Source organism: Paenibacillus sp. FSL R5-0744 (assembly GCF_037972555.1).
Lineage (GTDB): Bacteria > Bacillota > Bacilli > Paenibacillales > Paenibacillaceae > Paenibacillus_AQ.
Genome location: NZ_CP150228.1, coordinates 3,679,573 through 3,703,341 on the forward strand (window position 1 = coordinate 3,679,573; position 23,769 = coordinate 3,703,341).

The window sequence follows — 23,769 nt, forward strand, 5'->3', positions numbered from 1 at the left end:
TCCTCCTACATCTCTACTTTAGTTTTTAGGAATTAGTTCATTCTTTTTGAAGCTGTAAGCTTACGATAAATAAATCTACCGAAATAACGTGCTGCCAAGTTGAAGATCAACACCATAATTACAAGTACTGCTGAAGCTCCCGCAGCAATTTGCGCGGCATCAGGAGCAAGGCCTTCACTATTTACCTTCCAGATATGAACAGCCAGTGTTTCAGCTGGACGGAAAGGATTCAGTGGTGAGTTCGGACTAAGTGGATTCCAGTTAGTGAAATCTAGTCTTGGGCTACTCATTCCTGCAGTGAACATCAACGCGGCTGCTTCCCCAAAGACACGGCCAGCAGACAAAATAGTACCCGTAATAATCGTTGGTAATGCTACTGGGAACAACACGGAGGTTACGATTTTCCACTTGGACAATCCTAGTGCAAAACCAGCCTCTTTTTGTTGCTTCGGAACACTACGGAAAGCTTGCTCCGTAATCCGAACCATCAGCGGTAGATTAAAGACCGTCAATGCCAGTGCTCCAGAGATTAAGGAAAATCCAAGATTAAAATAGTTAACAATCAGCAATAGACCAAACAAGCCGACTACGATTGAAGGGAACGAAGATAATACCTCAACAATTAAGCGAATAAAGCCGGTGATTTTTCCCGGACGAGCATATTCAGCCATGTAAATACCGGCACCCAGTCCTAGAGGTACTGTAATTATTAGCGTGAGTACCAAAAGGAATAAGGAGTTGAATAGCTGAGGGCCAATTCCTCCACCTGCTCGAATTTTTTGCGGTGCAGAGAATAGAAAATCCCAACTAATGTGACTAAGACCTCGAAAGAGGATATATCCTAACAGACCAACCAGAATAGCTACGATGAGCAATGCGAAAAACACAATAAGGCTTGTGGCAATTTTATTTACGGTTCTCGGCTTCAAATTTTATTTCTCCTTTCAAGCAGTCTCACAAAGAAGACAAATACAAAGGTCATCAGCATAAGAACCAGTGCCATACTCCACAGAGCATTATTGTGCGCAGAGCCCATGGTTGTGTTCCCCATTCCAAGTGTGATTACACTCGTCAGGGTAGAAGCTGATTCAAAGAGTGATTTTGGTACGAATGGCGCATTCCCGATAACCATCTGTACAGCAAGGGCTTCACCGAAGGCACGTGCCATCCCCAGTACAATACCAGTCATAATAGCAGGAAACGTTGTCGGAATAATCACTCGAGAGATCGTCTGCCACCGGGTGGCACCAAGCGCATAGGAGGATTCCTTTAAATTTTGCGGCAATGAAGCCAGCGCGTCTGCAGCCACGCTTGTAATCGTCGGAAGAATCATGACCGAGAGCACAAGCGCGCCTGCAGCTACCCCGATGCCTTGACCAGGCAGGTTGTTGCGTAGAAACGGTACAATAACACTTAATCCGATGAAACCATAAACAACTGAAGGGATACCTGCCAACAGCTCGATTACGGGCTGAAGCAATTTTTTACCCCATCCTGGGACAATCTCAGTCATGAACAGCGCAGCGCAAAGGCTAAGTGGACTAGCAATCAATGCTGCAAGTAGAGTAACTAAGAAGGATCCCGTGATAAACGGAAAAGCACCAAAGGATGGCGTATCTGCTTCAGGTGACCACTTTGTTCCGAATAGAAAATCAGTAACGCTAACATCACCGCTTGTGAAAGTTGAAATACCTTTAGACGCTACAAAATATACCATCGATACAATGATTGTTATCAATAGCAGTACACAGAAGGACATATATGTACGTCCCACAAAATCTTCAATATGATGTTTCTCGATGCGTGAGTTCTTTAGTTTCACCCTTAATTGCTCCCTCTTTCTAAAGTGAAAAGAGAGGCAGATGTATCCGCCTCTAATCACTTGAGATTCTAATCCTTACAAATTACTTAGAAGTGAATTACTTAGCTGTAACATTTCCTGCAACGTCACGAGTAACTTGCATTTTTACTGCTGGAATGTATCCAAGCTCAACGACTTCACCTGTTTGTACTTCGTCTGTCAAGAAAAAGTCAAGGAATGCTTTTACTGTTTCATTTGGTTCGCCGTTTGTGTACATGTGCTCGTAAGCCCATACTGGATATTTACCAGAAATAACATTGTCTACAGATGCTTCTACACCATCAAGGCTAAGTGTTTTGATTGAATCATCAAGGTATGAAAGAGCCAGATAACCGATAGCCCCTGGAGTTTCTCCGATCATTTTCTTAACAGTGCCGGAGGAATCTTCTTGAATCGATCCTGGGATATCTTCAGTTTTAGTTCCAAGTGCAAAGCTTTCAAAGGTTGCACGAGTACCGGAGCTGCCTGGACGGTTGATGATTTGGATTTTTTGATCCGCTCCGCCAACTTCTTTAAAGTTTGTAACTTTTCCTGTAAAAATATCGATAAGCTGTTGCTTAGTCAAGCTGTCTACACCAGCATCCGGATGGGTTACTGCTGCGATCGCTACTACTGCTACTTGATGATCTACAAGAGCTGCTGCTTTTTCTGCATCTGCATCTTTTAGTTTTTCTTCTGCGAATACGTCAGAGTTACCGATATCTACTTGTTTCTCAGCTACTTGAGTAAGACCAGTACCACTACCGCCGCCTTGAACTTGAATGTCCACACCAGCATTTTTATCCATGAAATTCTCGGCTACCAGCTCAACCAATGGTTGTAGTGCTGTTGAACCTGAAGCTAGAATCGAACCACTTATTTTAGCGCCGCTACCTTCATTTGTAGCTGCAGCGTTTCCTCCCGTGTTGTTTGCCCCACCATTACCGCAAGCTGAAAGTGCTAGTACGCTTGTTAAAGCCAAAGTCATAACCCAAGATTTTTTGAATTGCATTGTTTTGTCTCCTCCTAAATGTTTTGTTAGCACGGCTTCCTCATACAGTTCATACGGAACTGGCTTCGCAAGCTTTAACATGGTGTTGTGGAGCTTTGGCCCCCATATGCTTGTTTACTGTAAAAGTGCATTGTACGCATATGTTATTGTTGTTGTCCGGAGCTTCTTAGCCCCTCTGACTCTTCTTATTCTAGAGCTCGTTCGTTAGAGAAACTTCTTAACTTTGTAAAGCCAACGATAAAAATACCAATAGAAACTATATATATGTATAGATTTAATCTATAATGGAGATATAATTTGTTATCCAACTTAGCATTGTACGGAGGAAAGTCATGAATATTATGAAGTTAAAGATCGTTATCCTACTTGAAAAATATAAGAAAGTAACCGATGTAGCTGCTGAATTAGGCCTTAAACAACCCACAGTATCTTTTCATATGAAGAATCTAGAGAATGAATTTGGAACGCCTTTATTCCAATATCGAAGTGGAAGAGTACTGCTCACAGATGCGGGTCGGGCCCTTTATCAATATGCGCTCAAGATTGTCTCACTTACAGCTGAAGCTGAACGTACTGTTAAACAGTTTTCTTCACCAACACAAGGTACTTTAAAGCTGGAAGCAAGTTATATACCTGCAACTTATATTTTACCTAAAGCGCTAATCCAATTCATGAAACAATATCCTGGGATTAATAATTCAATGTCGATCCAAAGTGATATTTTGTTAAAGGAACGACTCCGAAGCCGAGAAATTCAAATGGCTATTTTACACACTTCTGATTGGCATGATGAATCCTTTAACTTTCAGCTGGTTGTCCGCGACGAGCCTGTGCTCATTTTTGCCCCTGGTCACCCTTTTGCAACTATAGAGAAGTTAACACCAGAACAGATCGCGCTTGAGCCTTGGATTCAGTATGAGGGTGGTTCTTGTTTACGGGGATTTGCGGATCAATGGGCTGAAATAAATCATATTCGCTTGTGGAACCGATCCGAATTGAATTCACCTGAAACTCTAAAGATGTTAGTTAGCGAGGGAGATGGCGTAGGCATTTGTTCTAGAGTTAGCATTGAAGCAGAACTTGCGTTAGGTCGTCTTTGTTATGCTCCTCTACCGGGAGTTTTGCCTGAGAGCGGTGGTTTTGTACTGGCTTGGCGAAAAGATCATATATTAACACCGTTGCAGCAATCTTTTGCCGATATATTAAACAACAACTAATAGGTCCTTCTATTTTATAAAAGGGAGCACCCAAAGCCAAAATGGTTTTGAGCGCTCTTATTTGCTTATTCTATAAAGGGAAACATTAACTTTTCATTCTCACTTGTGTACATATTTTCCTTCGTAATGAATTCGGAGCCTGTATCCATAACAGGAGCTACTTTGTGACCTGAAACGACTTCAAGTGCAGTTTTCACAGCCAAGTACCCCATAGTAAAAGGTTTTTGAATCACCGTTCCCAGCATCGTTTCGTTCTCCAGCAACTGAACCTCACTACTGGAATTGTCGAACCCAACCAGCTTCACTTTTGATTTTAAGCCCATATCCATAATTGCCAGTCCCGCACCTAATGTAGAGGGCTCATTTAAGCCAATGATTCCCTTTAGTTGTGACTGATTCTTTAGAAGATCAACAGTTAATTGATATGCCTTCTTCGAAGATCCGTTACTGTAAAGAGTATCCTGCACAAGATTAACTCCATTCTGAGATAAAGCATCCCGAACCCCTTTCTCCCTTTCGATAGCTGTAGCGGAGCCTTGTACAAAATTCATAATGGCGACTTGATCGTCGCTTTGAATATTTTCAATCAACTTCTGCGCTGCTTTACGGCCTGCTTCATAATTATCTGTAGCGATAAAACTCTCCGATACACCGCCGTTCAGTCCCGAATCCACCGTAATAAGAGTGATACCAGCCGCCTTAATCTGCTCTGCAACCGGAACGAGACGATAATAGTCGGTAGCAGCCAAAATAATGGCATCAGGCTTCTCCTCAATCGCCTGTTCCAGTAATTGAATCTGCTTATCTACATCTAGCTCGGTATCTGTTCCTACCGTATGGACATCTGCACCGAATTCCTTGGCAGCAGTCGCCACCCCTTGTTTCATTACCTCCCAGAATTCAATACTGGTATCGATAGTCTTAGGAACGTAGATAATGGTTCTGACCTTTGGATCAAGATCATTCATAAACATACGATAACCTACACACCCGAGCGCTACAATGAAGAATAACAGTAGAGCAGACAAGCCTATTTTCGACCATAGTGAGCTCATGGATTCTCCTCCTCATAGAGCGCAGGAATTCTTAAAGTGACCGTCGTCCCTTCTTCCATTTCACTCGTAAAAGACAACCCGTAATGGTCCCCGAAATATAGCTGAATGCGATGGTTCACATTTGCGACGCCAACCCCACTGCCAATCCTGTAATCTGCCTTTTGAAGCAATAACTTGTTCATCTGCTCTGGATTCATACCAACACCATTATCAATAACCTGAATGGTAATATCGTTTTGCTCTCTTTTACCTCTAATCAGGATGTGCCCTTGCTCAGGATTATGCTTTATCCCATGATAAATCGCATTTTCAACTAAGGGTTGAAGGACCAATTTTAATATACTGCATTCAAGAATGTCTTCATCCACTTCGATCGAATATGTGAATTTATGGCGATAGCGCATATTCTGAATCGTTAGATAGTGTCGAATATGTTCTAATTCTCTTGCGATCGGAATCAATTCCTCGCCCTCACCAATCGTAGAACGCAGCAGCTTCGATAATGATGAGGTCATTTCGACCACCTCCTCCATCTTACCGGTCTCTGCCATCCAGATGATCGAATCTAGCGTATTGTACAAAAAGTGGGGCTTAATCTGTGCTTGTAGTGCCTTCAATTCACTCACGCGTTTCATCTCTTGCTCCATCACAATCTGGCTCATCAACTCTTTAATCTTCATAATCATCAGGTTAAATGTTCGGGCAAGCTTGCCAATTTCGTTCGTGCTCTCAATTTCCACACGAATGTCGAACTCTCCGCGTTCAGCCTTTTTCATGTTTATTTCAAGATTCTTGAGTGGCTTAGTTAGTGCGTACGAAAGAAGCACAGATATAGCCATGGCAAAGATGAGACTTACTGCTCCCCACAAGGCAGCTGTACCTTGCATCTGCTGTTTGTTAGCAACCAGATCATCTGGATAGGTCACCCCCACAATCTTCCAACCAAAGCTGGTTGTATCCACCGTGTACAGCTTCTGCTCGTTCCCTGTGTTCACTGTAACCGACCCGCTTTTAATCCCAAGAACGGTTTCCAATTGCTCGAACTTGAGCTGCGAGTAGATCAGCTGCTGTTGAGGATGATAGACTAGGCTCCCTGACGGATCTACGATGAATACATAACCGCGTTTTCCCAGTTCGATTTGTTTGCACAAATTGTTAATAACGCTGTAATTAAGATCTACAAGTAGCACACCTTGTCGATCTGCTTCCATTTCTGAAAAGGTATCTGATAGCTTTCTACTGATCGACACTACCCAACGATATTCATCCTGAAATAAGTGCTGCACATGTGAAGAGGAGACAGCCACTCCCGTCTGGTTCAAAGCTTGCAGATACCACTCTTGAGCAATCAACTCAGGAAGCGGTTTCAAAACTGCGTCCAGTCGATCCGAAACCGTTATCCCCTCTGAGCTTGCATACACTATAGAAGAAATGTCGGTGCGGGATTGGACGACAGATCGAAGATATTGGCTGGCTAACTGCTTATCTTTGACTTTTCCATCTTGTCCCGAACTCGAACCTTTTACATATCTCTCAAGATCACTACTAGTTAATACCAAAGCAGCAATACTCTCCATGTTACTAATATAATTCTCGATGTTCAGTTTTACTTGTTCTATTAATTGTGAAGTATAGGCTACGGAATTCCCCATGACGGCAGCTGAGGAGAGTCGGTATGAAGTATAGCTCAGAACTATAGTTGTGCAGAGAATAAGAAGGGAAAAAGAAATAGCGATATTATTATGAATACTTCGACTTCGGAAGAAGCGATGAGGTTTCATAGAAGGAGATTCTCCTTCTGTCGCTGTCGATATTCCTTCGGTGTGATCCCAACATTACGTTTGAAAATCACACTAAAGTACTGAGGATCAGCATAGCCAACTCTAGCAGCGATGTCATAAGTCTTCAACTGTGTGACGGTAAGGAGCTCTTTAGCTTTTTCCAAACGGAGACGAGTCAAATACTCAATAAAAGTCTCTCCAGTATGCTGTTTAAAAGTCGCACTGAAATAACTGATGCTCATAAAAATATGGCTGCAAAGCTCATTAAGTGAAAAGCTGTCATTACAATAATTCTCCCGAATATAAGCTTCTGCTGCCTTCATCTGAGAGGTTCTGACGGTTGTTCTTTGTTCCGATAGCTTGAGTATCAACTCATGGCAAGTTCTCTCCAAATAATTCCTAGCTTCATCTAAAGTCTTAAGGGTTGCAACCTCAGCAAACATATTATGCGAAACAAGCTCTGTATTTGGGAATCCGATATCGACCACATAGTTCATTAGAGAGACGAGCATTTGGTAGAGGCTACTGCGGCAGTCTTCTATAGAAGAGCTATTGCTCTTTAGCTCCTGAAACCATTTTGAGAGAACCTCTGAGATCGCTGATGCTTTACCTGTCTTCAACGCGGATATGAATTGCTTTTCCCATGAAGAGAAATGTGCTTGATCCAATCCTTTTCCGAACTCAAGATCCTGTATGGAGATAACCTTATCTATGCCTAAAAGATACCGATATTCTATGGATGAAATCGCTTCCTGGAATGATTGTGGAATTTGCTGTAAATCAGCGTATTTTCTACCGATGCCGATGGTAGCCGTCAGCTTCAAGTACTTGTTCAGGCTGGTTTGTACTTGATCTGCAAGAAGTTGTGTTGTGACTTCGATCTCATCGGAATCCCCTGATAATATCGCAGCGATTTTCCCATCTCTCGTCTGAAATACGACACCACCCTGCTCCTTCTCAAATTGCTCCTGCACAATGTTAAAAGCAGCAAAGCGCAGTAGCTCAGCATCAGAAGCAATATCCAGGCTACGATTGTCCATTTCTATATCGATTACGATTGCAACGTTAGCCTCACCCTGCAGCTGTATATGAAAATAATTCATTTTATTCTCGATCTCGTCGTTTTTCATACGAGTAGTAACAAGCTTCTCCAGAAAACGTTCGCGAAGCAAAGGAAAGCTCTGATTTAATTGCATACGAAGCTTAGCGATATTGGCCTTTTGTAAATGCTCTTCATCCAAATCCTGCTTCATCTTGCTTAGATATTCGGCAAACTCACGAGCATTAATTGGTTTTAACAAATATTCCGTCACCTTCAAGGTTATAGCCTGTTTAGCGTATTCGAAGTCTTCGTAACCAGTTACGATTATGACCTTCATGTCCCGGTATCGTTCCATTACAGCTTTAGCCAATCCTAGTCCATCCATAAAGGGCATGCAAATATCTGTAATAATCACATCCGGTCGAACCTGCTCGACTGCATCAAGGGCATCTCTGCCGTTATCGAAATCTCCAACAAGTTCAAAACCATGATTATTCCATGCTATCTTCTGTTTAATCCCCTCACGAACCTCGTCTTCATCATCAACTAGAATAATCTTATACATCCAACACCTCCTGAGCTATTGACTCATCGATTACTTGTAATGTAAATGTTTACCTTTTGGGATAAGCATAATAGAGGTTGCCTTCTTGAGGCAACCTCTATTATTAATCTCTTCTATTCGTACAGCAGAGGTTTGATCTCATCGGAATCTATATTGTTTTTATCGTACCAGTGAAACCCGGTATCAATATTCTTTTCTACGGTTTCCCCTTTAATCGCCTGCACAGCTGCCTTTACCGCTTGATACCCAATACCAATGGGGTCCTGTGTAACAGCGCCAGCTACAACACCACTACGAATAGCATCCATTAACTGTTTACCGGAGTCAAAGCCGATAACCACAATCTTACCACCCATCTGTAATTCATTTACTGCATTAGCTACTCCTACTGCAGATCCTTCGTTTGAGCCATAGATTCCTTTAAGGTCCGGATTGGCTTGCATCATCGCTTTTGCAAGATCCGTGGACTTCAACTGATCTCCGCCGCCATATTGCGGCTCTAACACTTCAATATCTGGATATTTCGCTTTCATTTGTTCTAAGAAGCCATCACGACGCTGTTGACCTGTGCTGCTTGTTTGGTCATGTACAACTAAACCTACTTTACCCTTTTTGCCGATCAACTCAGCCATTTTATCAGCTGCCAAAGCTGCTGCCGCTTTATTGTCAGTCGCTGCGGTTGCTACAGGAATATCGCTATCTACACCAGAGTCAAAGCCAATGATTGGAATATTGTTTTCCTTTGCCTTTTCCAGATATGGAATCGCTGCTTTGCTATCGAGAGCTGCTAACGCGATTGCTGCTGGTTTCTTATCTAGCGCCGTCTGCAGCATCTCAATTTGTTTATCTACCTGACTCTCATTTTCAGGTCCTTCAAACGTAATCTCGACATTAAACTCCTTGGCAGCCTTCTCGGCTCCTTGCTTCACCGCTTGCCAGAATTGATGCTGGAAGCCTTTTGAAATGACTGGGATATATGGTTTGTCTGAACCGGATGCACTCTTTTTGCTATCACTGTTGTTACAAGCACCAAGTAAGGTAGTAGCCAGTAATAAACTGGCAAGCAAGATAATCCCTCTTCGACGTTGTTTCATTTAAATCTTCCCCCTCGTCATTTGCTTTGTATATCACTCCGTATGGAGATAATACCTCGTTCATTGCTTCCGTCTGCGAAGAATATCAGCATACACTGCTATGATGATTACAACACCGACAATGACTGTCCGCCATTCCTGAGCAACGGACATAATCTGTAAGCCATTCGTCAGTACACTCATAATCAGTGCACCAATAATTGTACCTAGAATAGAACCTACGCCCCCGCTTAAAGATGTGCCTCCAATGACGACAGCCGCTATAGCTTCAAGTTCATATCCAGTGCCAAGTGATGGCTGGGCTGAATTTAGACGTGATGCCATCAGGATACCAGCGATTCCGCTAAAAACCCCTGTAATGGTATAGATCACAATCTTCCATTTGACCGTATTCACACCTGATAAGCGAGTTGCTTCTTCATTGCTGCCAAGTGCAAAGTTATAGCGACCAATAATGGTCTTCGATAAGATGATGCTTGCGATAACACCGAGTAATAGGAAGATTACGATGGTGTTAGGAATGCCTGGGATCATCTTGCCCATTGCAATCTTGGCAAAAATCGGATCATCATTGAAATAAATCGGCTTGGCACCCGTTATGACAAGTGACAATCCTTTAGTGACCATCATGATTGCCAGAGTAGCAATGAAAGGTGGAATATTCATTTTCGCCACCATTAAACCACTTATAAAACCGCATAGTGCACCAGCTAGAATCCCGCCTACAATTCCGAGTGGAACAGGTAGACCCCAGAATGTAATGATGACGCCAACCATCACCGAGGAGAAGGTCATCACAGTACCCAAAGCAAGGTCGATCCCACCCGTAATAATTACAAAGGTTGCGCCCAGCGCTAATACTCCAATTACAGCTGTGGAGACGAGGATTCCAACTAGGTTAGAAAACTGAAAAAAGTTACTTGATGCTACGGAAAATACGATGACCAGAATGATCAAACTTGCGAATGCTAGTAATTTTTGTTTAAACCCTGATTGCGCCCCGGTTTGCTTCGAGCTGATAGGCTGGCTAATCCCTTTATCTGCGATCTTCATGACCTTGACACCTCCGATAAACTCTTGAACGATTATGAACGCATCGTCGCATATTTCATTATCGCTTCTTGCGATGCTTCTTCTGCGAGTAGTTCACCAGTTATACGTCCTTCACACATTACAATAATGCGATGGCTCATTCTTAGAATCTCTGGGAGATCTGAAGAGACTATAATGATCGCTTTTCCCTCACCTGCTAGCTGATCAAGCAACTTATAGATCTCACTTTTCGCTCCTACATCAATACCACGTGTGGGCTCGTCGAAGATTAACACATCGCAATCTCTCGTTAACCATTTCCCGATAACTACTTTTTGCTGATTCCCACCGGATAAGAATTTGACTTTTTGACTTACACTTGGAGTCTTGGTTGCTAGTGCTTCCGCATGCTGCTCCGCGGACTTTCGCATCTCCCGATCCCTCATCCATCCGAATGCATTACGGAATTTATAGAAGGAAGCAATCGCATTATTCATGCTAATGTCCATATCTACAAGCAGCCCGTAGCGTTTGCGATCTTCGGACAAATAGCCAATTCCATGCTGCACTGCTTGGTGAGGCTGTTTTATACGAACCGTATTTCCATGCAGCTTAATCTCACCCTTATCGATAGGATCAGCCCCAAATACGGCACGAACAACCTCAGTACGTCCAGCGCCCATTAATCCAGCGAAGCCCAGAATCTCACCTTTATTCAGATGAAAGCTGATATCCTTCAACATTTGCCCACTGGATAAGTTTCGAACCTCTAGTACGACTTGCTCTGTCTGTAACGAATGTGTTGGCTTCGACGTTTGATACAGTTCACGACCAACCATCATGCTAATAATCTGATCAATAGTTATTGAATCCGTCCGAACAGTATCCACGTAACAACCATCCCGCATGACTGTAATGCGGTCTGTGATCCGTTTCAACTCATCCATGCGGTGAGAGATGTATATAATACCTACACCTTTTTCTCGTAATTGCTCGATCATACGGAATAACTCGTTAATTTCCGTATCTGTCAACGCTGCAGTTGGCTCATCCATGATCAGTACCTCCGCATTGAAGGACAAAGCTTTTGCGATTTCAACCATTTGCTGATTAGCAACAGTCAGATCTGAGACCAAAGTCTTCGGATCTAGTTTTAGATTCATCTGATCAAACAGTTCCTGCACCTTACGATTTAGCTCCAGATCATCAACGAACCATTTCAGTGCCTTTCGCGGCTCACGACCAATAAATATATTTTGGGCCACTGTAAGATGCGGCATTAGATTCAGTTCCTGATGAATGATACTAATCCCGAGTTCCTGCGCAGCGCGAGTATTAGCAATCTCCACCTCAGATCCCTTGTACCACATCTGACCCGCATCCTTGGAATAGACTCCTGTTGCAATCTTCATTAAGGTAGACTTTCCTGCGCCATTTTCACCGACTAAGGCATGTACTTCCCCACGCTTCAGCTCAAATTGACATTGATTCAATGCATGAACACCAGGAAAAAATTTATCAATCCCCGCCATTCGTAGTAATACTTCGTCCATTTCATATCCACCTCAAATCCTTTATGAATGCCTTTTTGTAAAGTAATCGCTTTCAAATGTTGAATGTAAAATTATTGTATTACCTATAAGTTTCCAATGTAATGGAATATTCTCCGTAAAAAAGTTTAAAATTTTATGTTTTGAAGCAAGCAAAAAAGACTACACCGTCCTTTACGGACAAAGTAGCCTTTAGATTAGCTCATATGTGTATAACAGTTGTAATCCTTACATTCGAATAGCCTACAGGTTCTGACCCTTTCCAGCCACCAAAGTGAATGTCTTTGGTATTCCTTTATCATAAACATCCGAGGATAGATTGGGTTCTTCGATCAATTGGCGGATCACAAGCCCGGAACTGGCAGCAGCTGTTACAATTTCTCCAAGCGTCCAGCGGCGCCAATATACAACGCTATGTTCCTGTTCGTCTATTGGTTTGCCTGTGGAAGGCAAATACTTAGAGTATGAGACCTTTTTTTCTTCCAATGTCGTATCGAAATAGTCCCCGCTAACTTTGTGCTTACGAACCTTCGCTGTAGAACCCTTAGAGGATATAAGCTTAGTTGTCACAGGATGGAAATCACGTAGAACAAAAATCCCACCAGGAGAAAGTAAATGGCGGACGGTTTCCATAAACGGTGCTAGGTCGGTAAAGTAGTGTACAATTCCTAATTCAGCAAATACGATATCATATGAACCATCGAGCACGTGATCTGGCAGCTTAAGAACATCCGATACGATATAGTTAAGCTGAACACCCGCTTCTTGTGCGAGATCAGCAGCATAACGCGCATTAGCCTCCGAGAAGTCGGCAACAGTTACATCCGCCCCGAGTAATGACAGCGCGACTGCTTTCATTCCGTTTGATCCCATGAGATTCATCATCTTATTACCCTGTACATCTCCAAAATAAGAAGAGAGCGGGTACAGCTTTGCACTTGGTTCCTTGATTAACTTGGCTGCAGCCTCAGACGGTGTACCAAATCGAGCAACCCAAGCTGTGTACGTGTCTTCGTTCCATAGTTCCTCACTTGTTGGCGCAGTGCCTTTTCCAGGATGAAGTTCTAAATTTTGATCTTGTTCTTCCATACCTTGCGACCCCTTTATGATTAAAATATCTGTTATGAAGCATTCTGAATGGCATCTGCCACCTGAATCGTTTTCTTTCTTCCAGCGTACAAATATACACCCAGTCCAAACATAACCAAAAGTCCACCTGCCCATTGTAGCGCAGTTAATTGTTCACCCAAGAGCAGATAAGCAAGGATACTAGCCCCCACTGGTTCTCCTAAGATGTTCATAGATACCGTAGTTGCAGATACATACTGAAGCAGCCAATTAAATAAAATATGACCAAACACCGTAGGAACAACTGCTAGCAATAGGAAAATCCCCCACTCATTCGCAGGATAATTAAAAAAGGAAATCCCCATGAACAGATTGTAAATGGCAAACACACCAGCCGCTGATAAGAAGACTATCAAGCTGTACAGGTATGAGGGCATGCGCACTACAAGCTTTTGACCGATAAGCATATGCACAGCTACCGCTACTGTTCCTCCAACCGATAACAAATCACCTTTAAGATTATCTGCAGAGATACCAATATCTCCCCAACCGATAAACACTACTCCGCCTATAGCAATACTCAGCCCAAGAATAGCAGACACAGCCGTTCTTTCCTTATACAAAAAATAAACGCCCAGCATAATAAACACTGGCTCCAGCGCCATGATCATCGTTGAACTAGCTACCGAAGTATACTTCAAAGAGCCCATCCAAAGCAAAAAATGTAGAGCTAGCATAGTGCCTGAGAGCACTAGCATGATCCAGTCTTTTTTACGAAGAGCGAACGCTGCTCCGCTGTATGGTCTTGCAAAAGGCAACATCAGCAGCGAGGTGAACAACAGCCGATACATTCCTTGTATAGATGCTGGCGCTGCTGACCACTTAATAAAAATGGCGGAAAAAGAGATGGCCACAATCCCAATCAACATTAAAATCGGAATAGGAAGTGGCGGTTTTTTAAGCTTCACATGGTACGCGTCCTTTCACTATCTTAAGTCACTTATGTTAATTTAACGCAGACCGTGAAAAAATGCATCTATTTTCATTAGATTTCACTAAAAAAAGCATAAGCAATGTCATTTCTGACGAGAGCTCATGCTTCTTAAAGGCTAAGGTTTCAGAACCACCTTGATGCAATCCTCTTTTTTCTCACTAAAAATGTCATAGCCATGCTCCGCTTTGCTGATAGGCAAGCGATGTGTAATGATATCTGTGGGATCAAATTTATTCTCTTTAATCATCTTATAAAGCAAAGGCATATAGTGAATCACTGGAGCCTGTCCCATTTTTAAAGTAATGTTGCGTTCAAATAGATGACCCAAAGGGAACATATTGTAATTAAGCCCATAAACTCCTACAAGCTGAATAGTTCCGAATTTACGTACGATATCCGAGGCCATTCTAAATGCACTGAGTGAGCCTCCCTGTAGCTTCAGAGTGGTTTCCACTTTCTCCAATGCAGATATTTTGGCATCCAAACCTACACAGTCAATAACTACATCTGCGCCCCCATGTGTTATCTCCTTCAAATGAGCTTCAATATCTTTAATCTCTTCAAAGTTGTAAATTTCGACATTATTGGTCAGCTTCGCATGCTGCAGACGGTAGCCGATATGATCAACCGCAATGACTCTTGAGGCGCCTTTGATCCAGGCAAATTTCTGAGTAAGCAGTCCAACAGGCCCGCAGCCGAGAACAATGACTGTATCCCCTGGCTTCACTCCGCCGCTTTCGACTCCCCACCAAGCAGTAGGTACAATATCAGATAAGAAAAGAATTTTTTCATCTTCCATTTCTGCATCCTCAGGAACGACAAAAGGGCCGAAATTACCATAAGGAACCCGCAGTAATTCGGCTTGCCCTCCTGCAAAGCCCCCATAAGTATCGGAATAACCCAGATATCCGCCTGTATCCTTGGCGTCATTAGCATTGTCGCATTGACTCTCCATCTCATGCTGGCAGAAGTAGCACTGACCACAGGCTACATTAAAGGGAATAATGATCCGGTCGCCTTTCTTGACTTTAGTTACGTCTGGACCGGTCTCCTCAACAATGCCCATGGGCTCATGACCAATAACATAGTCATCATGCATTCCTGGAATTTCACCGTTAAAAATGTGCAGATCTGAGCCACAAATCGCTGTAGAAGTAATTCGAACGATAATGTCATCCTTTTTCTCAATCTTCGGATCAGCAACCTCTTTAACTTTCACTTTCTTCTTCCCTTGGTAGGTTAATGCTTTCATGCTGTTAATCCGCTCCTTTGAGTATAGCATAGGATAGAACAATAACGTGTCTTCTATGTTATAACCCATTACCTTATCCTCTTATCCATGAAGAAGCGGAGAATACATCATAAGCGCATAGTTATCCGTTACAGCTTCATCTCCAACTAGGTCGCCGGTACGTGTGAATACTTTTCGACTAATCTTGTTACTGCGTATATACCCTCCCCAAGGTTCTAAACTAATCCGATGATCACTTTCATACACTTCATATTTATAAAGGGACTGCTCATCGCATCTCCATTCTCCATGCAAATGGCTGTCATCCAGCCAGAGCTTTAATTGATATGTTTGATTCGTGTTATTCTTCATTTGAAGATCCAAATAATTATAAGAACAGGTGGCCCCGCTTCCAAATGGCTGTGTACGCTGTTCATCTGGAAATACATCATAGCTGTGCCGATGCCGTTCTGTAACCGTAAGAGGTGTATGCAGTGTCATCCAGTAGATCAGATTGGACAACTGGCACAGTCCCCCGCCGACTCCAGAATGGAAGCCACCATAATGCAGCACCATCCCGTCCAGATACCCTTTTCGCTTACTGGGCTTACCAATGCTTCTCCAATAGGAAAAAGTCTCACCCGGGCGCACCAAGAGCCCATCCAGTTTCGCTATCGCCAGACGTAAATTGGTTATTTTATTGTATTGAAGCACCATATCTACATTCCGTAGACTTCTTAATAACGGTGTAGCATGAGTCATCACTTCATTAGATAAAATTTCACTAGTGCGCTGCTTCGCCACCTTACTGCGGCTAGTGCACCATTTCAAATATCTTTTCCAAATAAAATATCGCTTTCCGCCAAATAGTCTAAGTCGAGAACGCTGAATAGGTTTCATGGCAGCCTGAGGTGTACTCATCTAGAACTGAACCTCGCTTTCAGCTCGTAACTGGGCGAATCTCCCTCCGATTACCGCATTATGATGCTTAACGATCTCACTACTATTCAGAACCCCATTATCAAAGGTGCTATGAGCATCTTGGACGAGAACACTCTTATACCCCATACTGTATGCGCGTCTTATTGTCGTATCTAAGCAGAACTCACTTTGCATCCCACAAATCACCAGATTCGTGATCCCCAGCTTCTGTAGCTCCTCTTGCAGTTCGGTTCGGTGAAAAGCATCCCAAGTAGGCTTCTCCACAATAACTTCGCCTTCCTGCGGTGTGATGCGGTGACTGATCTGCCATGTGGGCGTACCTTTTGTATATTCCTCATCTTCGGTGTGTTGAATATAAACTATTGGAGTACCTACTACCCTAGCTTTGTTCTGAAGGGAAATAATTCTCTCCATTACACCCTCTTCATCGTACAGCTTTTGATCAGGATAGGAGAACATAGCTTCTTGAACGTCGATAATTAATAGTGCAGTTGAATTTCCCATTTAGTACCTCCTACAATTTTTATGAAAATCATACCAGATTATGGGACATTCTATCTACCTATTTAAAGGCTTAAATCAATAAAAAAAGGGCATCTGCTGAGCAGACACCCGTTACATTTAAATACTTTTTACTTGCCACGTTTATTATGCCAGATCAATGCATGCAGCTGTGGAAGGACACGTACTTTATTCATCTCAGAGTCTACGATTACTTTATTAAACAACCATTCCAGCCTTCCCAAAAGTCGAGCAGAAATGTCGCCTTCTTCAGTGACATCATCATTCCCAGGCTGCAGAAAGAGCTGCACATTTGGATATCGCTGGTGAATGTCTTTTGCATAATTAAAGTCCTTATCATCAAACACAACGACTTTAAGACTGTGCGTAGAGCGGCCCAGATTCTCCATCTTACTCATGATGTTATCTAGTATTTCCCAATTCGTCGTCATCCCTGAGCTTGGCGGCTTCGGACTAATGGTCAGCACATCCACGTTATTGAACCATTCCTGCCATTTACTGCCCTGAGTTTCTATAGCGGCTTGTATCCCTCGTTCATGAAGCAGGTTAATAAAAGTGCCCATCCCGTCACCAATCAAAGCAGGATTTCCGCCTGAAATCGTAACACAGTCGAAATTATCTCCAGCTATAGCTAAAAGTTCATTCATAATTTCATCCGAGGTCATCATTCGAACCTTATCCTTAGCAGTACCATCCCAAGTAAAAGCAGAGTCACACCAGCCACAGCGATAATCGCAGCCATAGGTGCGGACAAACATCGTCTTCACTCCAATTACCGCACCTTCGCCTTGAATAGTCGGACCGAACATTTCAATTACAGGAATCTTACTCACAGTCACAGCCTCCATATAAACGGTAGGATGGCCCTTCATCCGGAACATCTTCAGCCAGCACCTCTGCCCAGGAGGTTGGAGTCTCCCATAGCTTTACCGAGTACAAAGGCAACCCTGCTTGCTTAAGCTTGTAGGCAATATATGAAGACATATTCTCCACTGTGGTGCGGAATGACAACAAGGCTACTTTGGAGCCCGTATTCGTTAACGTCTCTAACACAGGTTCATTTCCCATAGCAAGAAAAGCGTGATCTAAACGATCTACAAGGCTTTGTTGTACAGTCGCCTTGATATCGCTGAAGTCAATAACAAACCCTTCGTCTGAATGGCCTTCCGTAGCCTCTGGTTTGCCCTTAAGCACTACTTCGAGCTTATAAGTATGTCCGTGCAGATTGCTGCATTTCCCTTTGTGACCAATTAGTTGATGCGCCGCATCAAACGTAAATATTTTGCAGACTGAAACCTCGTTAAGCATTAAGAACCGGCCTCCATTCTCTCCGCCTCATATTGCTCAAGACCACGCTGACGCAACAGACAGGCTGGACAAGTACCGCAGCCACTGCCAATAATACCGTTGTAACAGGTCAATGTGTGTTCGCGAACATAATCAAAATAACCAAGTTCATCTGCCATCTTCCACGTTTCCTTTTTATCCAGCCACATCAATGGAGTGTGTATCGCAAACTCATAGTCCATAGATAAATTCAGCGTAACATTCAATGATTTCACAAATACATCACGGCAGTCCGGATACCCGCTAAAGTCCGTTTGGCAGACACCAGTGACGATATGGGAGTATCCCAATTGTTTAGCTAATATTGCGGAAAAAGACAAAAATAACAGATTCCGTCCGTCAACAAATGTACTAGGAAGCTCATCACCTTCGCCAGCAACGATATCAATATCCTGGCGGGTTAGTGCATTTGGAGCCAGCTGATTAAGCAGCCCAAGATCAAGGATATGCTGTTTTACATTAAACTTAGCTGCTATTTCTGTAGCAACTTCGATTTCAGCCGCATGACGCTGATTATAATTAAAGGTAACTACCTGCACTTCCTCAAAATGCTTCAATGCCCAAACCAGGCAAGTGGTGCTATCTTGTCCGCCGCTAAATACGACGAGTGCTTTTTTGTTCATCTTAATCTCTCCTTATCAACTAGTTGGGATTAGCGGTTATCCACTTTTTCTGGATAGAGGTCGTGATTCATTAAGCGGTGCTCCGCCATCGCCTCATACTTCGTACCCGGTCTTCCATAGTTGCAATAAGGATCAATAGATATGCCTCCACGCGGAGTGAACTTGCCCCATACCTCAATGTATCGTGGGTCCATCAGTGAGATCAGATCATTCATAATAATGTTGACGCAGTCCTCATGAAAGTCACCGTGGTTACGGAAGCTAAACAGATACAGCTTTAATGATTTAGATTCCACCATTTTCTGTTCAGGAATATACGAAATATACAATGTGGCAAAATCCGGCTGACCTGTAACAGGACATAAGCTAGTAAACTCAGGGCAGTTGAATTTAACAAAATAATCACGCCCTGGATGCTTGTTATCAAACACCTCAAGAATAGCTGGATCATAACCAAACTTGTACTGCGTTCCCTGATTACCAAGTAAAGTGACTTCTTGCATTTCCTCTTTCAATCTTCCTTCTGACACGACAAAAAACCCCTCTCTTTTCCTTCGACCTTGGCCGGTAATGGAAAGAAGAACGAGATTTCGAAAACTTTGCTCCACTAAGAAGAAACGGAAGCAACGTCCGGGTTAAGGACTGCATCCGCTTATAAGATTTAATATACTCTTAGTTTTTTATAGAGGGAGTTCGCGAACCTCTCCTGCACAATCCGTGCAGACTTCTTCTTCATGCATATTGCGTCTTGAACTATACCATGGTAATTTGCTTCTGACAAGTTCTACGCTTTGCCCGTCTTCCAAATCCAGAGCGAAAGCACCACAATCCACAAGAGCAAAAGCAGGCTTTCTAGGAGCAATACTCCTTCTCCATTTAGAATACTGTTCAAATTCTGGACGATTTCAATACTTGGCAGAATAACAAAGATCGGATAAGTCCATTCTGGAAGAGCGACGTACACAGAAGCAACTAAGAAAAAAACAACCATAAATGCGGAGCTGATGGCTGAACCATTTTTGGAGGAACTTACCTTTAAACCAATGATAATTCCAACTTGTACAAAGATAATTCCACCCAATAACATATACAATAAGGAAGGGAGTAAATCCATTGTCAAACCTTGATTTAGTACATAAACAATCAGCTGTGATAACAAAGAAAAAACAAGAACAGATCCAGCTTTCGCTGTAATAATCTGGCCTCTGCTTAGCGGAGTAATCAACAGCGCATCATAAGTCTTACTCTCCCGCTCCTCAATTAATCCTGGGCCGGTAATCATGATCCCAACCATCACTTGCGCAAATAATATCCATGTAGAAAGAAGCATGAAGTCCAAACCGCTCTTGTCCACTACAGTGATGATAATTTTAGCCATAAATATAGGCAAAATTATTAGAATTACAGTCGCAGGATTACGCAGTATATCCTTACTTTCATGTTTATACAGCTTCCATATCTGATGACTCAACTTAGCTCACTTCCCGTCAGGGCAGCGAATACATCTGCCAGCGAAGCTTCTTTGCTGTGCATACTTAGAATTTGATTCGTAGACATTAACTGATAGATATGATCTTTAGTAGCTTCTTCTGCAATCGGCCAGGATTTCATAACCACTTTACCATCCTGCTGATATTTAACTTCAATTTCTGGTTTACCATAAATGGTCTTAAGTCTATGCGGTTCATCGAGTGCCACCAAGGCACCAGCGTGCATGATGCCCACTCTATCGCTCAATGCCTCGGCTTCGTGCATATCATGCGTCGTTAAGACGATGGTTGTGCCTTCTTCTTGAATTCTCTTGACGTGATTACGTATGAGTGAAGCTGAATTTGGATCTAACCCACTTGTAGGCTCATCTAAAAACAACACTTGAGGCTTATGTAATAATGCTCTGGCGATTAGAACACGCTGCTTCCAGCCTTTGGATAAGCTGCTTACTTTAGCTTTTTCCTTATCTAACAGCTGGAGGGTTTCCATGACTTCATTTACTCGATTTCCTGCTACCCTATACAGATCAGCGAACAGCTCCAGATTATTTCGAATAGAACTACGCATGTATAGGTTCGGAAGCTCGAAAACAACACCAATTTGAGCATGGATTTCTTTTTTATGACGTGAAATATTCATGCCATTAATTAAAATCTCTCCGCTTGTAGACTGAAGAAGCCCTGTCATCATTCGCATCGTTGTAGTCTTCCCTGCACCATTGGGACCTAGAAATCCAAAGACCTCACCTTTCTCCACCGTGAAAGTAATTCGATCAACTGCACACCTCTCCTGATAATATTTTGAGACATCAGTTAGCTGAATCAATAACACTCCCCCCTTTTTAGAATAGTTAACTTTCTTCTATCCTTATTCTGGTTGTAGAGGATTATCTCTGTTGTTGCTATTCTGTAACATTCGCTATTCCTTAGTACCTTCCTTTGTTCAAATCCGCTCAGATGTGGCGAAAATAAGGATTCAAATCCTAAGAAAAGGGTAACTTAAACATAATAATCTTCGAGGTAAGGGTGGGATCATCTAATGGAACAAAGTATACAGAAACTTATGGACTGGATTAACAGTCATGTGAATGAAACTATTGTAATTGAAAAGAAAGAGCTTCGTGATCTGGATAAAATTCATTTTAATCTAGAGGCTGTTGAGTTTCGGAGTGCGGAGGATGTTATCGATGATTATCTTGGGAGTGCATTAATATTAAAAGGATTTGGCAGCACTTTAAACGCCGATGGTGAGCTAGTATCGCTACCACACTCCACCTATGACTTAGCTATTGACGGGCTTCGGATTGAGGACATAAGTGATCGCAAGGCGGAAATAACTACTGAAAGAGCTAAATATACCCTTTCAGTGGATTAAACCATTTGTAACGACAGCAAAAGAGCCCACAGTAATCTGTGGGCTCTTTCTAATTAATAGTTACTCTTCCCCAATGATCTCCACTTCAGTTTCAAGCTCCACGCCGAATTTATCCTTCACAGTCGCTCTTACATGGTGAATTAGCCCGATGTAATCGCTGGCGGTTGCATTATCTGCATTTACAATAAACCCTGCATGCTTCTTGGATACCTCAGCACCACCGATTCTTGTTCCCTGCAAGCCACTCTCTTGAATTAACTGACCTGCAAACCGACCTGGAGGACGTTTAAAGACACTACCACAGGAAGGATACTCAAGCGGTTGCTTGGATTCACGCAAGTAAGTAAGTTCATCCATTTTCGCCTTGATGGATAATGCATCTCCGGAAGTCATAGCAAATTTCGCCTCAAGCACGATGTATTCACCGCTTGCGAACACGCTTTTTCTGTAACCCCATTGCAGTTCATCCCCTTGCAGAGTCACCAATTGCCCGCTCTTAGTTATAGCCAGCGCACTGTGCAATACATCTTTAACTTCTCCGCCATAAGCACCTGCGTTCATGTAAAGCGCTCCACCAACCGTTCCTGGAATGCCACAGGCGAACTCAAGACCCGTAAGCTCCATATCCAGTGCATATCTGGAAACATCAATAATCTTGGCTCCACACTCCGCATATAAGAGATTGTCACGAATCCCCATTTCGGTTAATCCTGCCGTTTGCAGCACGATCCCACGCACACCGCCATCACGGATAATCACGTTGGAGCCGTTCCCAAGTACCGTAAGGGTGATCCCATTCTGTTCCGCATATGTAACGATCTTTTGAATTTCCTCATAAGTAGCTGGTGCTGCCAAAATATCAGCTTTACCGCCCATTTTAGTATACACGTGATCTTTTAAGTTCTCATGACTCTTCACAATCCCTGTAGTCATTAGCTGCTCTAGGTCATTTTGAATTTTGTCAATATTCATGTTTCATGCTCCTTTAACCATGTATAAATGATGGTCCTTGATCTATTTTTAGTAGTAGTATCATGGATTTGTAGGCAACCACAACTGTAACAACGAACAGGCTCCCTTGTCAATGACGGGAGCCTGTTCGTTGTATGATTTCAATATAATTATACGGCTTTGTAGGCCGCAAGCTCGTAAGGAAGACACAGCGGCACACCTGTACGTGGATCTGGAACAATATCTGCCTCAATTCCAAACACTTCCCGCAATACATCTGGTGTCATAACTTCTGTAGGTGAGCCTTCACTAACCACAGTACCAGACTTAATAGCTACCATATGCTGCGCATAACGAGTAGCATGATTCAAGTCATGCACGACCATGATAATGGTACGGCCTTCTTCCTCATTCAGCTTTTGCAGAAGCTGTAGAACTTCAAGCTGGTGAGCCATATCTAGAAATGTTGTTGGTTCGTCCAGGAATAGAATGTCAGTTTCTTGCGCCAATGCCATAGCGATCCAAGCACGCTGACGTTGTCCTCCAGATAAGCGGTCAATCGGACGGTCATGGAAAGGCTCCATACCTGTAACAGTGATTGCGTTGGAGATAATGCTGCGATCCTCTGCTGTCATTGTGCCAAATCCTTTTTGATGCGGGAAGCGACCATAGCTGACAAGTTCAGAGACCGTTAGTCCGTCTGGAGCCGTTGGGTTTTGCGGTAAGATCGCAAGCTGACGAGCTACCTCTTTCGTTGAAAAGTTATGGATCGATTTGCCGTCCAGCATTACGCTGCCGCTCTTAGGCTTCATGATCCGGGCCATTGTTTTAAGAATTGTAGATTTACCAGAACCGTTAGCGCCCACTAGTGCGGTTATTTTTCCCGTAGGGATAGTTAAGTTCAACCCTTTAACAATTGTAGCCTCTGCATACCCAATACTTAACTCTTCTGTGTTCAAACGTTCTGACATGTTAACAACTCCTTAAAAGTTTTATGGAGCTATGCTCCTAGAATGAACTACATAGTAAAACTCGCTT

24 protein-coding genes and 1 riboswitch are annotated in these 23,769 nt (G+C 42.9%); of the genes, 2 read left to right on the forward strand and 22 right to left on the reverse strand.

Translation table 11 applies throughout. The annotated features are described in order from the left end of the window. Nucleotides 1-32: 32 nt before the first annotated feature. The 3 genes from pstA to MKY19_RS16050 all read right to left on the reverse strand — a co-directional run bounded on the left by pstA (nucleotide 33) and on the right by MKY19_RS16050 (nucleotide 2,852). A complete protein-coding gene (gene pstA / locus MKY19_RS16040; protein ID WP_042128135.1) occupies nucleotides 33-929 on the reverse strand; it encodes a phosphate ABC transporter permease PstA in 897 nt (298 codons plus the stop codon). Continuing rightward, the gene (pstC, locus tag MKY19_RS16045) at nucleotides 926-1,822 is read right to left on the reverse strand and encodes a phosphate ABC transporter permease subunit PstC (protein ID WP_076298709.1); all 897 of its coding nucleotides are present in this window, start codon (nucleotides 1,820-1,822) and stop codon (nucleotides 926-928) included. The genes pstA and pstC overlap by 4 nt, the downstream gene beginning before the upstream one ends. A gap of 97 nt (nucleotides 1,823-1,919) precedes the next feature. After that, nucleotides 1,920-2,852: a phosphate ABC transporter substrate-binding protein gene (locus tag MKY19_RS16050; RefSeq protein ID WP_042132223.1), complete on the reverse strand. Its 933-nt coding sequence runs from the start codon at nucleotides 2,850-2,852 to the stop codon at nucleotides 1,920-1,922. A 332-nt stretch (nucleotides 2,853-3,184) separates the two neighbouring features. On the opposite strand from MKY19_RS16050, the gene MKY19_RS16055 reads away from it, so the two are divergent. Continuing rightward, on the forward strand, nucleotides 3,185-4,069 hold the full coding sequence (locus tag MKY19_RS16055; protein WP_076283614.1) for a LysR family transcriptional regulator: 885 nt from the start codon (nucleotides 3,185-3,187) through the stop codon (nucleotides 4,067-4,069). Between the two features lie 65 nt (nucleotides 4,070-4,134). On the opposite strand, the gene MKY19_RS16060 is transcribed toward MKY19_RS16055, so the two are convergent. From MKY19_RS16060 to MKY19_RS16140, 17 genes are all read right to left on the reverse strand, one after another. Next, nucleotides 4,135-5,124 carry a substrate-binding domain-containing protein gene (locus MKY19_RS16060; RefSeq protein ID WP_339796009.1) on the reverse strand — a complete coding sequence of 330 codons (990 nt, stop codon included), beginning with the start codon at nucleotides 5,122-5,124 and terminating at the stop codon, nucleotides 4,135-4,137. Further along, complete coding sequence (locus MKY19_RS16065) at nucleotides 5,121-6,905, reverse strand: sensor histidine kinase (protein ID WP_339796012.1); 1,785 nt, start codon at nucleotides 6,903-6,905, stop codon at nucleotides 5,121-5,123. The genes MKY19_RS16060 and MKY19_RS16065 overlap by 4 nt, the downstream gene beginning before the upstream one ends. Next, nucleotides 6,902-8,512, reverse strand: coding sequence for a response regulator (locus tag MKY19_RS16070; RefSeq protein WP_339796016.1), 1,611 nt, complete (start codon nucleotides 8,510-8,512; stop codon nucleotides 6,902-6,904). Before MKY19_RS16070 ends, MKY19_RS16065 begins: the two co-directional genes overlap by 4 nt. A 113-nt stretch (nucleotides 8,513-8,625) precedes the next feature. Continuing rightward, the gene (locus tag MKY19_RS16075) at nucleotides 8,626-9,606 is read right to left on the reverse strand and encodes an ABC transporter substrate-binding protein (RefSeq protein ID WP_042128145.1); all 981 of its coding nucleotides are present in this window, start codon (nucleotides 9,604-9,606) and stop codon (nucleotides 8,626-8,628) included. 60 nt (nucleotides 9,607-9,666) lie between these two features. Further along, on the reverse strand, nucleotides 9,667-10,659 hold the full coding sequence (locus MKY19_RS16080) for an ABC transporter permease (RefSeq protein WP_339796019.1): 993 nt from the start codon (nucleotides 10,657-10,659) through the stop codon (nucleotides 9,667-9,669). A gap of 32 nt (nucleotides 10,660-10,691) precedes the next feature. Continuing rightward, nucleotides 10,692-12,191 carry a sugar ABC transporter ATP-binding protein gene (locus MKY19_RS16085; protein WP_339796021.1) on the reverse strand — a complete coding sequence of 500 codons (1,500 nt, stop codon included), beginning with the start codon at nucleotides 12,189-12,191 and terminating at the stop codon, nucleotides 10,692-10,694. A 240-nt stretch (nucleotides 12,192-12,431) separates the two neighbouring features. Then, nucleotides 12,432-13,277, reverse strand: a complete 846-nt coding sequence (locus MKY19_RS16090; RefSeq protein ID WP_339796023.1) for a class I SAM-dependent methyltransferase — start codon at nucleotides 13,275-13,277, stop codon at nucleotides 12,432-12,434. A gap of 32 nt (nucleotides 13,278-13,309) precedes the next feature. After that, nucleotides 13,310-14,224, reverse strand: coding sequence for a DMT family transporter (locus tag MKY19_RS16095; RefSeq protein ID WP_339796026.1), 915 nt, complete (start codon nucleotides 14,222-14,224; stop codon nucleotides 13,310-13,312). A gap of 141 nt (nucleotides 14,225-14,365) precedes the next feature. Continuing rightward, on the reverse strand, nucleotides 14,366-15,502 hold the full coding sequence (locus MKY19_RS16100) for a zinc-dependent alcohol dehydrogenase (protein ID WP_076283791.1): 1,137 nt from the start codon (nucleotides 15,500-15,502) through the stop codon (nucleotides 14,366-14,368). Nucleotides 15,503-15,583: 81 nt separating this feature from the next. Beyond that, on the reverse strand, nucleotides 15,584-16,402 hold the full coding sequence (locus MKY19_RS16105; protein WP_339796029.1) for a VanW family protein: 819 nt from the start codon (nucleotides 16,400-16,402) through the stop codon (nucleotides 15,584-15,586). Further along, nucleotides 16,403-16,927: a cysteine hydrolase family protein gene (locus MKY19_RS16110; protein WP_339796031.1), complete on the reverse strand. Its 525-nt coding sequence runs from the start codon at nucleotides 16,925-16,927 to the stop codon at nucleotides 16,403-16,405. A 128-nt stretch (nucleotides 16,928-17,055) separates the two neighbouring features. Then, nucleotides 17,056-17,778 (reverse strand): 7-carboxy-7-deazaguanine synthase QueE, encoded by a 723-nt coding sequence (queE, locus tag MKY19_RS16115; RefSeq protein WP_339796033.1) that lies wholly within the window; start codon nucleotides 17,776-17,778, stop codon nucleotides 17,056-17,058. Further along, nucleotides 17,771-18,253, reverse strand: a complete 483-nt coding sequence (locus MKY19_RS16120; RefSeq protein WP_076283605.1) for a 6-carboxytetrahydropterin synthase — start codon at nucleotides 18,251-18,253, stop codon at nucleotides 17,771-17,773. Before MKY19_RS16120 ends, queE begins: the two co-directional genes overlap by 8 nt. Further along, the gene (queC, locus tag MKY19_RS16125; RefSeq protein WP_339804357.1) at nucleotides 18,253-18,921 is read right to left on the reverse strand and encodes a 7-cyano-7-deazaguanine synthase QueC; all 669 of its coding nucleotides are present in this window, start codon (nucleotides 18,919-18,921) and stop codon (nucleotides 18,253-18,255) included. The genes MKY19_RS16120 and queC overlap by 1 nt, the downstream gene beginning before the upstream one ends. 23 nt (nucleotides 18,922-18,944) lie before the next feature. Further along, nucleotides 18,945-19,418: a preQ(1) synthase gene (queF, locus tag MKY19_RS16130; RefSeq protein WP_042193989.1), complete on the reverse strand. Its 474-nt coding sequence runs from the start codon at nucleotides 19,416-19,418 to the stop codon at nucleotides 18,945-18,947. A gap of 163 nt (nucleotides 19,419-19,581) precedes the next feature. Beyond that, nucleotides 19,582-19,625: riboswitch (PreQ1 riboswitch) on the reverse strand. A gap of 74 nt (nucleotides 19,626-19,699) precedes the next feature. After that, nucleotides 19,700-20,386, reverse strand: coding sequence for an ABC transporter permease (locus tag MKY19_RS16135; protein WP_339796036.1), 687 nt, complete (start codon nucleotides 20,384-20,386; stop codon nucleotides 19,700-19,702). After that, nucleotides 20,383-21,231: an ABC transporter ATP-binding protein gene (locus MKY19_RS16140; RefSeq protein WP_339796039.1), complete on the reverse strand. Its 849-nt coding sequence runs from the start codon at nucleotides 21,229-21,231 to the stop codon at nucleotides 20,383-20,385. Before MKY19_RS16140 ends, MKY19_RS16135 begins: the two co-directional genes overlap by 4 nt. Nucleotides 21,232-21,444: 213 nt before the next feature. Here MKY19_RS16140 and MKY19_RS16145 point away from each other — a divergent pair, with 213 nt between their 5' ends. Further along, on the forward strand, nucleotides 21,445-21,780 hold the full coding sequence (locus MKY19_RS16145; RefSeq protein ID WP_042188628.1) for a hypothetical protein: 336 nt from the start codon (nucleotides 21,445-21,447) through the stop codon (nucleotides 21,778-21,780). A gap of 60 nt (nucleotides 21,781-21,840) precedes the next feature. On the opposite strand, the gene murB is transcribed toward MKY19_RS16145, so the two are convergent. Next, on the reverse strand, nucleotides 21,841-22,752 hold the full coding sequence (gene murB, locus MKY19_RS16150) for a UDP-N-acetylmuramate dehydrogenase (RefSeq protein WP_339264973.1): 912 nt from the start codon (nucleotides 22,750-22,752) through the stop codon (nucleotides 21,841-21,843). 149 nt (nucleotides 22,753-22,901) lie between these two features. Further along, nucleotides 22,902-23,702 carry an ABC transporter ATP-binding protein gene (locus tag MKY19_RS16155; protein ID WP_042188632.1) on the reverse strand — a complete coding sequence of 267 codons (801 nt, stop codon included), beginning with the start codon at nucleotides 23,700-23,702 and terminating at the stop codon, nucleotides 22,902-22,904. Between the last annotated feature and the right edge of the window lie 67 nt (nucleotides 23,703-23,769).

Bases quoted from the DNA above. Each gene is read 5' to 3' on its own strand.
- MKY19_RS16090 (WP_339796023.1), bottom strand. From the start codon at position 13,277: ATGGAAGAACAAGATCAAAATTTAGAACTTCATCCTGGAAAAGGCACT.
- MKY19_RS16110 (WP_339796031.1), bottom strand. From the start codon at position 16,927: ATGGGAAATTCAACTGCACTATTAATTATCGACGTTCAAGAAGCTATG.
- MKY19_RS16060 (WP_339796009.1), bottom strand. From the start codon at position 5,124: ATGAGCTCACTATGGTCGAAAATAGGCTTGTCTGCTCTACTGTTATTC.
- MKY19_RS16055 (WP_076283614.1), top strand. From the start codon at position 3,185: ATGAATATTATGAAGTTAAAGATCGTTATCCTACTTGAAAAATATAAG.
- MKY19_RS16120 (WP_076283605.1), bottom strand. From the start codon at position 18,253: ATGCTTAACGAGGTTTCAGTCTGCAAAATATTTACGTTTGATGCGGCG.
- MKY19_RS16100 (WP_076283791.1), bottom strand. From the start codon at position 15,502: ATGAAAGCATTAACCTACCAAGGGAAGAAGAAAGTGAAAGTTAAAGAG.
- MKY19_RS16070 (WP_339796016.1), bottom strand. From the start codon at position 8,512: ATGTATAAGATTATTCTAGTTGATGATGAAGACGAGGTTCGTGAGGGG.
- MKY19_RS16105 (WP_339796029.1), bottom strand. From the start codon at position 16,402: ATGAGTACACCTCAGGCTGCCATGAAACCTATTCAGCGTTCTCGACTT.
- MKY19_RS16050 (WP_042132223.1), bottom strand. From the start codon at position 2,852: ATGCAATTCAAAAAATCTTGGGTTATGACTTTGGCTTTAACAAGCGTA.
- MKY19_RS16145 (WP_042188628.1), top strand. From the start codon at position 21,445: ATGGAACAAAGTATACAGAAACTTATGGACTGGATTAACAGTCATGTG.
- MKY19_RS16085 (WP_339796021.1), bottom strand. From the start codon at position 12,191: ATGGACGAAGTATTACTACGAATGGCGGGGATTGATAAATTTTTTCCT.
- MKY19_RS16075 (WP_042128145.1), bottom strand. From the start codon at position 9,606: ATGAAACAACGTCGAAGAGGGATTATCTTGCTTGCCAGTTTATTACTG.
- MKY19_RS16080 (WP_339796019.1), bottom strand. From the start codon at position 10,659: ATGAAGATCGCAGATAAAGGGATTAGCCAGCCTATCAGCTCGAAGCAA.
- queF (WP_042193989.1), bottom strand. From the start codon at position 19,418: ATGCAAGAAGTCACTTTACTTGGTAATCAGGGAACGCAGTACAAGTTT.
- murB (WP_339264973.1), bottom strand. From the start codon at position 22,752: ATGAATATTGACAAAATTCAAAATGACCTAGAGCAGCTAATGACTACA.
- MKY19_RS16155 (WP_042188632.1), bottom strand. From the start codon at position 23,702: ATGTCAGAACGTTTGAACACAGAAGAGTTAAGTATTGGGTATGCAGAG.
- MKY19_RS16065 (WP_339796012.1), bottom strand. From the start codon at position 6,905: ATGAAACCTCATCGCTTCTTCCGAAGTCGAAGTATTCATAATAATATC.